This window comes from Streptomyces sp. SD31 (assembly GCF_052068475.1).
GTDB lineage: Bacteria > Actinomycetota > Actinomycetes > Streptomycetales > Streptomycetaceae > Streptomyces.
In genome coordinates this window covers 20420-28285 of the sequence record NZ_JBQHCX010000034.1, presented here as the reverse complement: position 1 = coordinate 28285, position 7866 = coordinate 20420, and the positions used below count along the sequence as shown (strand labels likewise).

Here is a 7866-nt window from a genome sequence, read left to right as displayed (position 1 = left end):
CCGACCTCTCCCCCACACCGGACTGATAAGCGCAGGTCAACCCATCGACCACTGATCAGAAATAACCCTCCTGGACACGCGTGCGGAGGGGCTGCCGGTTCAGTCGTCGGCCGGGGCGCTGTCGGACGAGCGGCGTGAGCAGTTGGAGGAGATCGACGCGTCCTGGTGCCCGAGCTGGCCGGTGACCTGGCAGAGGTGCTTCCACCTGGTGCGGATGCACCTGGACGCTGGTGAGGCGCTGCCCACCGAGGCGGGCGATGTCGTACGCCAGGGCGAGGATCTCGGGCGGTGGGTGCAGTCGGTGAGGCTCGGGTGGGACCAGCTCACGACCGTGCAGCAGTGGATGTGCGAGCAGGTCCTCGGGATCGAGCCCGCGAGCGAGGACGAGAAGCCGAAGCCGCGCCGTACGCAGGCCGACAAGTGGGCGATGAACTACGAGGCCGCCAAGCAGTTCTACGAGCGCGAGGGGCACCTTCAGGTCCCGAGGAAGCACATCGAGCGGATCGTCGGCGAGGACCAGGAGGAACGGGAGCACAAGCTGGGGGCCTGGATCGGGAATCAGCGGAGCAGGGCCGCGAGGCTGACCCCGGAGCGGATGGAGCAACTGTCCGCGATCGGGATGCGGTGGTCGTAGCGGGCAGGCGTAGCTGTGGGCCGGGCAGGACTTCTGCCCGGCCCACAGTCGTGTGGTCTCAGCGGCGGGTCGTGTACATGTGCATGATGTCGCCCATGGGCTTTACCGTGCCATCCGGGTTCTCCCGGAAGCCGGGGCCCGAGTTGAAGCGCAGTGTGGGCCCGCGCTTGCTCAGCTGGACCCTGTCGAGCGCGGCGTGCCGGTCCGGGTGCCCGATGACGACCTGCTCGCAGGTGTCCGCGAGGTCCTGGTTGCAGCTGTTCACTCGGCTGAGGCTGACCTCTTTCGCGGATGTGCCGTGGCCGGGGAGGAGGACGAGCTGGGCTGTGGGGCTGACCGGGAATCTGATCTCGTGAGCACCCTCCAGGCCGAACCCTCGGTAGGCGTCACTCTCAGTTTCCGGGCGCCAGAGAACGAGGGGCGCGTCGGAGGTGAGGAAGATCGGCTTGCGGCAGGTCTCGAGCCGCCGGTGCCGGGCACGGTACTGCGGGATGCACACCTGGACAGAGCTGAGCGTCAGAACGACCGCTTCGTCGTGGGTGGGGTCGTTGCTGCCGTTCATCGCTCGCGTGCCGTGGTAGTAGTCCCAGGCGCCCTGGGCTTCGGCTTCCCGTGGCGGGTGACCGAGGTGCTTGCGTGTGAGGTACTCGGTCATCAGCGGCAGGTCGACTTCCCGGCCGTTCGCGTAGGCGGTGACGTTGCGCCCGAAGAGCGTGCCCGTGCGCTTCCGTGGGGTCCTGGCCATCTGCACAGCCAGGTAGAGGCACAGCAGTTCGCGGTCGTCGGTGCCGACAGCCGGGGGCATTCCCGTCTCGTCTATTCGGCGCATGGCGGCAAGGCCTCGCCCTTCCAGGCCGCTGAGCTCGTGCTCGATGGCCGTGGAGGGCATGCCGTTGTCGTCCGTGATCGTGTAGAAGCCGGTCTCGGCTGCGATGCTCTTGACGTTGGCGAGGTGCGTCTTCGGCAGGCACCGGCGTCTCACCCTGACCATGTCGCCTCGCCCGAATCGTGTCAGGTAGCTCTGAGGCACATAGTGGTGGTGTTTCGGTGCAGACACGTCACCCAGCGTAAGCGGCCCGGCGGTGAGCAACGACGGAGTTTCTCCGGGCTGTGTGGAAGGCATAGCCGCATGACCTGGTCCTTGCCCGAACCGGGGCTCACCGTGGCCGTGGACAGCCCTGCGCTGCCTGCTGGGTGGGCCGCGGAGCCGAAGTTATGGACAGGGTTTGCCATGGTCCGTTGTCCATGGCCAAGTCAGGAGCATGAAGGGCGGCTGGCCCACTCGCACAGATCGCCGCACCCGTCGGTGTCGGTGGACTGATCGCCTCCGTCATTGCCCTGTCCGTCGGCTCATCCCTCTTCAGACGTCTACTAGTCACCGACACCCCCGCCGCACTCGAGCAGCGGGGGTGTCGCATGTTGGACTGACCTGGCCGTCACCCCGTACTTGTCACACGGCGCCGGGGTCCGCGCTGCGGCCGAAGACCCGTGCTTCACCGGTCTTGGAGCTTGTCGACGCGGACGGGACCGCCGGTGGTGACGGACTGGACGGCAGCGAGTGCGATGGCCAGGGCAGCGCGTGCGTCCTCGCCGGTGGCGGCGGGGGTGCGCTCGGTGCGGACGCTGTCGGTGAAGTCGGCGAGTTCGGCCACATAGGCGTCGTGGAAGAGGTGCTGGTCGTAGGTGACGCATTCGGCGGCGACGCCGTCCGGGCCGTATACGGTCAGGTGGGTGCGGCGGACGTCGCCCATGGTGAGCATCCCGGCCGAGCCGAGGACCTCGGCGCGGACGTCGTAGCCGTAGACGGCCTGGAAGCTGGCCTCGGCGGTGGCGAGGGCGCCGTTGTCGAAGCGGACGGTGACGACGGCGGTGTCGAGCAGGCCGCGGTCCTTGAAGTCGGGGCGGATCAGGGCGTCCGCCATGGCGAAGACCTCGACGGGTTCGGCACCGGGGTTGAGGTGGCGCAGGATGTCGAAGTCATGGATGAGGGTCTCCAGGAAGATCGTCCACGGCGGTATGCGGGCCGGGTCGGCCAGAGCGGGGTCGCGGGTGAGCGAGCGCAACAGCTGCGGTGTGCCGATGGCGCCGGCGGCGATCTTCTCGTGGGCGGCCCTGAAGCTGGCGTCGTAGCGGCGGTTGAAGCCCACCTGGAGGGGCACGCCCGCATCCGCGGCGGCCGCGATGGCGCGGTCGGCCTCGGCGAGGGTGACCGCCATCGGCTTCTCGCAGTAGACCGCCTTGCCCGCCTTGGCTGCCGCCTCGACCAGGTCGGCGTGGGTACGGGCCGGGGTGGCGATCACCACCGCGTCGATGTGCGGGTCGGTGAGCAGTTCACCGATGTCCGTGTAGGCGGTGGTGCAGCCGAGCCGGTCGCCCAGGCTCCGCGCGGCGCCCGGGGTGGGGTCGGCGATGGCGGCGAGCCGGACGCCCGGGAGGCGGTGGGCGAGGGTCTCGGCGTGGAACGAACCCATCCGTCCGGCGCCGAGGAGGCCGACGGCGAGAGGCTGCTGGGTGGTCATGCGGGTGCTCCGTACGTCGTTGTCAGGGTAGGTACAGGCAGTGGGAACAGTCAGACGGTGAAGGCGGAGCGGAAGCGCTCCAGAGCGAGCTCGCTGTCGCCGGAGGCCCACGCCTCCATCGCCACCGTGCCCTCGTAGCCGAGGTCCACCAGGGCGCGGGCGACGGCGGGGTAGTTGATCTCCCCGGTTCCGGGTTCGCGGCGGCCGGGGACGTCGGCCACCTGGATCTCGCCGATCAGGCCCAGGGCATGGGCCCTGCGGACCAGCTCGATCAGATTCCCCTCGCCGATCTGGGCGTGGTAGAGGTCCAGATTCATCCGCAGCCCGGGCCGGTCCACGGCCGCGACCAGGGCCAGGGTGTCGGCGGCCGTCGCGAACGGCACCCCGGGGTGGTCGACGGCGGTGTTGAGGTTCTCCAGGGTGAAGACGACCCCGGCGCTCTCGCCCAGCTCGGCGAGGCGGGTGAGCGTGCGGTGGGCGGCGATCCACATCTCACCGGTGACCTCACCGGTCACCGGCACCACCGGCAGGCCCTGGCCATCCAGTCCGGTGCCGTGCAGGTTCAGGCGAGGGCAGCCCAGTTGCTCGGCCGCCTTGAGTGACTCCTCGGCGGTGCTCAGGAGTTCGGCCGCGCCCTCCTCGTCGGTCAGACTGCCGCGGATGTAGCCGGTCATGGAGGAGAAGTTGGCCGGGGTCCGGGCCAGAGCGGCAAGGTCGTGCCGGGTCCAGTCCCAGATCTCGACCTGGAAACCGGCGTCGTGGATGCGCCGTGCCCGCTCGTCGATCGGCAGTTCCAGGAAGACCATCTCGGCGCAGGCCGCCAGTGTGTACATCGCCACGTACCTCTCTCCGCGACTTCGGACTAGAACGTTCAAGGAACTAGAACGTTCTAGAACTCCGTGGAGCAGCAGTACGCCAGCTGTCGCCCTCCCCTGTCAAGGCTCCGGTGGCCCGTGAAAGCTAGAACGTTCTATAGTCGACTCTGCAGGAGACGACCCCGACCAGGGAGGACAGGTTGCCGGCGACCCCAGCGGTCCCCAACGGAAAGCGACCGACGCTCGCCGACGTGGCGTCACGGGCAGGGGTGTCCACGGCGCTGGTCTCCATCGTGATGCGCGGCGCGAAGGGGGCCGGCCAGGCCACCCGCGAGCGCGTCCTTCAGGCCGCGCGGGAGATCGGTTACCGACCCGACGCCCGGGCCCGGCTGCTTCGCAGCCACCGCTCCCATCTGCTCGGGGTGCAGTTCGGCCTCCAGCATCCGTTCCACTCCGACCTGGTGGAGGGCATCTACGCGGCGGCCGAACCGGCCGGGTACCAGATCGCGCTGAGTGCCGTGGCCGCCGGGCGCGGCGAGCAGCGCGCCGTCGAGACACTGCTCGACGACCGCTGCGAGGCGCTGATCCTGCTCGGCCCGCAGGCCCCCGCCGCGCGGCTGGCGGAACTCGCCGGGCAATTGCCGGTCGTGTCCGTGGCCCGCCGGCTGCGGCCGTCCGTCCCGGGCCTGGAGGTCGTACGGACCGCCGACGACGAGGGAGCCGGCCAGGCGGTGGACCACCTCGTCGCTCTGGGCCACCGCGACATCGCCCACATCGACGGCGGCCGGGCACCGGGCGCAGCCGACCGGCGCCGCGGCTACCGCACCGCCATGAACCGCCACGGCCTGGGCGAATTCATCCGCATTCTCCCCGGCGGTCTCACTGAGGAGGAAGGCGCCGAGGCCGCCCGAACCCTGTCGGCCACCCGCCCGCGCCCCACCGCCGTACTGGCCTTCAACGACCGCTGCGCGACCGGCGTACTCGACCTCTTCCTCCGCTCCGGCGTCGCGGTCCCCGGCGACATCTCCGTCGTCGGGTTCGACGACAGCCATCTGGCCCGCCTGGCCCACATCGACCTCACCACCGTCGGACAGGACATCGCACGCCTTGCCGGGCTCGCCGTCGGCCGGGCCGTCGCACGCCTGGAGGGTGCGGAGATCCCCGCCGGGGAACAAGTCATCACCCCCCGTCTCGTCGTCCGGGGAACGTCCGCCCCGCCCCCCTGAAGGCAGATCCCGGGCGGGCGCGGCCTGGGTGTTCCACGGCAACGGCGCCGACCACACCGGGAAAGTACCGGTTCGACTCGACGTCGTACATGCCGACCGGCCTGATCAGGAACGGCTGCCCCTCGGGCACACGCCACTCGTCCAGTTGCTCATCGAGGCCGCAAACAGCTCGCTGAACTCCCGCATGAACGGCGACACATCCCGCGGCCACATCGGCTCGACGGGTGAAGTGCACCCGCCATCCAGTGATCGACATGGCGCCGGACGATATCCCGCGGACAGCTCAGCAGCGCATAAATCAAGTTCGACGGCCACCGGACCGTCGTATGGCGGGACGCGGACACCGTCCGGCTCCAGGCCCGCTCCGGGCGGGATGTCACGTCGGTCTGGATGGACCTGGCCCTCGCTGCCCTCGTTATGGACAGGTTTGTTCTTGTCCGCTGTCCATGACTTCCGCTGTCAGTCGCCAACTCGCAGCGTGGTTGGGCACTGAGGGATGGCCTGGCGGCGCGGCATCAGGGTGTGATCGCTGTCAGCTTTTCCGGAGCGTTGATGTCTACCGTTCCGTCCGCTGTGACCGTGACGTCCAGCTGGCCTCCGCCGACTTGGAGTCCCTTCACCGTGAGCGGTGCGTACGTCGAGGCGAAGTTGGGCGCGATGGTGCCTGTGCGGCCGGGGACGTCTGCGTTCAGGCCCAGGGCTGCTTGGAGTACGAGGATCGCGGAGGCGGCTGCCCGTGCCTGTGGTCGGCAGGATGCCGGGTAGGGGGCGGGGTGCGGGTTTTGCTGGCTGCCGTGGCCGGCGAAGAGTTCGGGGAGGCGGGCGTCGAAGGCCGTTGACGCGGTCAGCAGGCCGGCTGCCAGTGAGGCGGCGGCGTCCGGGAATCCGGCCTTGGCCAGGCCGTGTACGGCGATCGCCGTGTCGTGCGGCCAGATCGAGCCGACGTGGTAGCCGTAGGGGTTGAAGCCCACCGCGTTGCTGCTCAGGGTGCGCAGGCCGTGGCCTGCGTCGAGGCCGGGTCCGGCGAGGCGGGCCGCGAGCAGGGCGCTCTCCTCGGCGTTGAGCAGGCCGGTGGTGACCGATTCGACCGGCCGACCGTCGCCGTCGAGCGCGACGGCCGGGTAGGGGCCGCGTTCGTCCGTCACCCAGAAGCGGTCGCGGAAGCGGTCCGCGAGCCGCTCGGCCCATGCCTCCCACTCATCGGCCCCCGGGCGGCCGAACGCGCGCAGCAGGGCCGCTCCGCCGAGTGCGGCCTCGTAGGCGTACGCCTGGACCTCGCACAGCGCGATCGGCGCCGCGGCGGGGTGCCCGTCGCGGTGTCGGATGGCGTCGTCGGAGTCCTTCCAGCCCTGGTTGGCCAGGCCCCGGCCGGTGTGGTCGACGTACGTGAGGAAGCCGTTGGTGTCGGCGTCCGTCTGGTCGCGTATCCAGGCGAGTGCCGATTTCGGCGTGCGGCAGGAGTTGTTCGACTTCCTGGGCGTGGCAGGCCCCAGCGCCAGGCGTCATGGAGGAGGGTGATCCACAGGGGGGGGTGGCGTCGACCGTGCCGTAGTAGATGGGTGGGAGGGCGAGCCGGTCCGCGATCTGCAGGGCGCCGCGACGCACTTCGTGAAGGATCTTCCCGGGTTGTTCCTCCGCGGTCGGATTGGTGACGGTGCCCTGGCGGCGGGCGAGGGTGCGCAAGGTGCCGGCGGCGAGGTCGGTGCCGAGCGGGAGGAGCATACGGGCGGCCCAGAGCGCGTCGCGGCCGAAGAGGGTCAGGTACCAGGGGGCGCCGGCGGCCAGGAACTGGTCCGGCCGGTCCGTCTGCGGTGACTGAGGGTCCGTCAGGCGCAGCCGCTTCAGGTCGGCGACCGACTGCGCCAGCCAGCGGTCGAAGCACCGGTCCGCGCTGCGCAGGACAGGAGTGCTCCAGGGCACTTGGTTCGCGGGCGCGGCCGGGAAGTGGTCGCCGTCGTCGTGTGTGGCCGTGGCGGACAGGCGCGCGCTCCACGACTGGCCGGGTGCCAGGTGGATCTCGTACGACAGCTGCCCGGCTGGCGCGTCCAGCCCGTCCGGGGCCGGGGTGCTGAGCAGGCGGACCGTGAGCCCGCCGTGAGACCGGAACAGCGCGCCTGTCTCGGCCTGCGCTTCGGCCGGTACGTCGGCCAGGAGGCGGCCGGACTTCACCTGCTCGATCGGGGCAAGGTCGGTGGATGCTCGCACGGTGAGCCGGAAGCGGACGTGTCGTGTGCCGTGGTTGCTGACCTCGAAGGTCTCCTCCAGGCGGCCGGAGGAGACGGTACGGCGCCGGTGCAGGGCGACCACCGGGTCCGCCGTCACTTCGCCCAGTCCCCGCACGACCGCCCGGAAGCCCGCCTGGTCGGCCCCCTCCAACCCGCCCGAGACCGGAGCGAGGGTGCTTGACTCCACGGCCACGGTCAGCCGGGCCAGCGCCCCGATGTCACCGTGGTAGAAGCCGTCCGCCCCGCTGTCGAGCTGCCCGTCGGGGTGTGAGACCACGAGGCTCGGTGCGCACACCGAGACGACAGCGTCGTGCACGAAGGGCTGCAGGCCCTGCACCACAGGGCCGGGTCCTACAGCTACGGCACCGGAGGTCTGGGACGTGGTGGTGATGTCCCAAGGAGCGGAGCCTCTCGCGGTGGTACCGGCTCGACGGCGCCCGCCGTGCC

The 7866-nt window shown here is 70.3% G+C and carries 7 protein-coding genes; 2 read left to right on the top strand and 5 right to left on the bottom strand.

All coding sequences use genetic code 11. The features are described 5' to 3' along the window. Nucleotides 1–142: 142 nt before the first annotated feature. Nucleotides 143–634 (top strand): helicase associated domain-containing protein, encoded by a 492-nt coding sequence (locus ACTMVF_RS42095; protein ID WP_441276379.1) that lies wholly within the window; start codon nucleotides 143–145, stop codon nucleotides 632–634. A 58-nt stretch (nucleotides 635–692) separates the two neighbouring features. Here ACTMVF_RS42095 and ACTMVF_RS42090 read toward each other — a convergent pair whose 3' ends face one another. From ACTMVF_RS42090 to ACTMVF_RS42080, 3 genes are all read right to left on the bottom strand, one after another. Next, on the bottom strand, nucleotides 693–1757 hold the full coding sequence (locus ACTMVF_RS42090) for a DUF4238 domain-containing protein (RefSeq protein WP_441276378.1): 1065 nt from the start codon (nucleotides 1755–1757) through the stop codon (nucleotides 693–695). 370 nt (nucleotides 1758–2127) lie between these two features. After that, nucleotides 2128–3153, bottom strand: a complete 1026-nt coding sequence (locus tag ACTMVF_RS42085; RefSeq protein WP_441276377.1) for a Gfo/Idh/MocA family oxidoreductase — start codon at nucleotides 3151–3153, stop codon at nucleotides 2128–2130. A gap of 50 nt (nucleotides 3154–3203) precedes the next feature. Beyond that, nucleotides 3204–3986 carry a TIM barrel protein gene (locus ACTMVF_RS42080; protein WP_441276381.1) on the bottom strand — a complete coding sequence of 261 codons (783 nt, stop codon included), beginning with the start codon at nucleotides 3984–3986 and terminating at the stop codon, nucleotides 3204–3206. Nucleotides 3987–4168: 182 nt separating this feature from the next. Here ACTMVF_RS42080 and ACTMVF_RS42075 point away from each other — a divergent pair, with 182 nt between their 5' ends. Continuing rightward, complete coding sequence (locus tag ACTMVF_RS42075) at nucleotides 4169–5194, top strand: LacI family DNA-binding transcriptional regulator (protein ID WP_441276376.1); 1026 nt, start codon at nucleotides 4169–4171, stop codon at nucleotides 5192–5194. A gap of 515 nt (nucleotides 5195–5709) precedes the next feature. Here ACTMVF_RS42075 and ACTMVF_RS42070 read toward each other — a convergent pair. Both ACTMVF_RS42070 and ACTMVF_RS42065 read right to left on the bottom strand, forming a co-directional pair. Further along, nucleotides 5710–6426 carry an amylo-alpha-1,6-glucosidase gene (locus tag ACTMVF_RS42070; RefSeq protein ID WP_441276380.1) on the bottom strand — a complete coding sequence of 239 codons (717 nt, stop codon included), beginning with the start codon at nucleotides 6424–6426 and terminating at the stop codon, nucleotides 5710–5712. Next, the gene (locus tag ACTMVF_RS42065; protein ID WP_441276375.1) at nucleotides 6392–7759 is read right to left on the bottom strand and encodes a glycogen debranching N-terminal domain-containing protein; all 1368 of its coding nucleotides are present in this window, start codon (nucleotides 7757–7759) and stop codon (nucleotides 6392–6394) included. Before ACTMVF_RS42065 ends, ACTMVF_RS42070 begins: the two co-directional genes overlap by 35 nt. Nucleotides 7760–7866 lie beyond the last annotated feature (107 nt).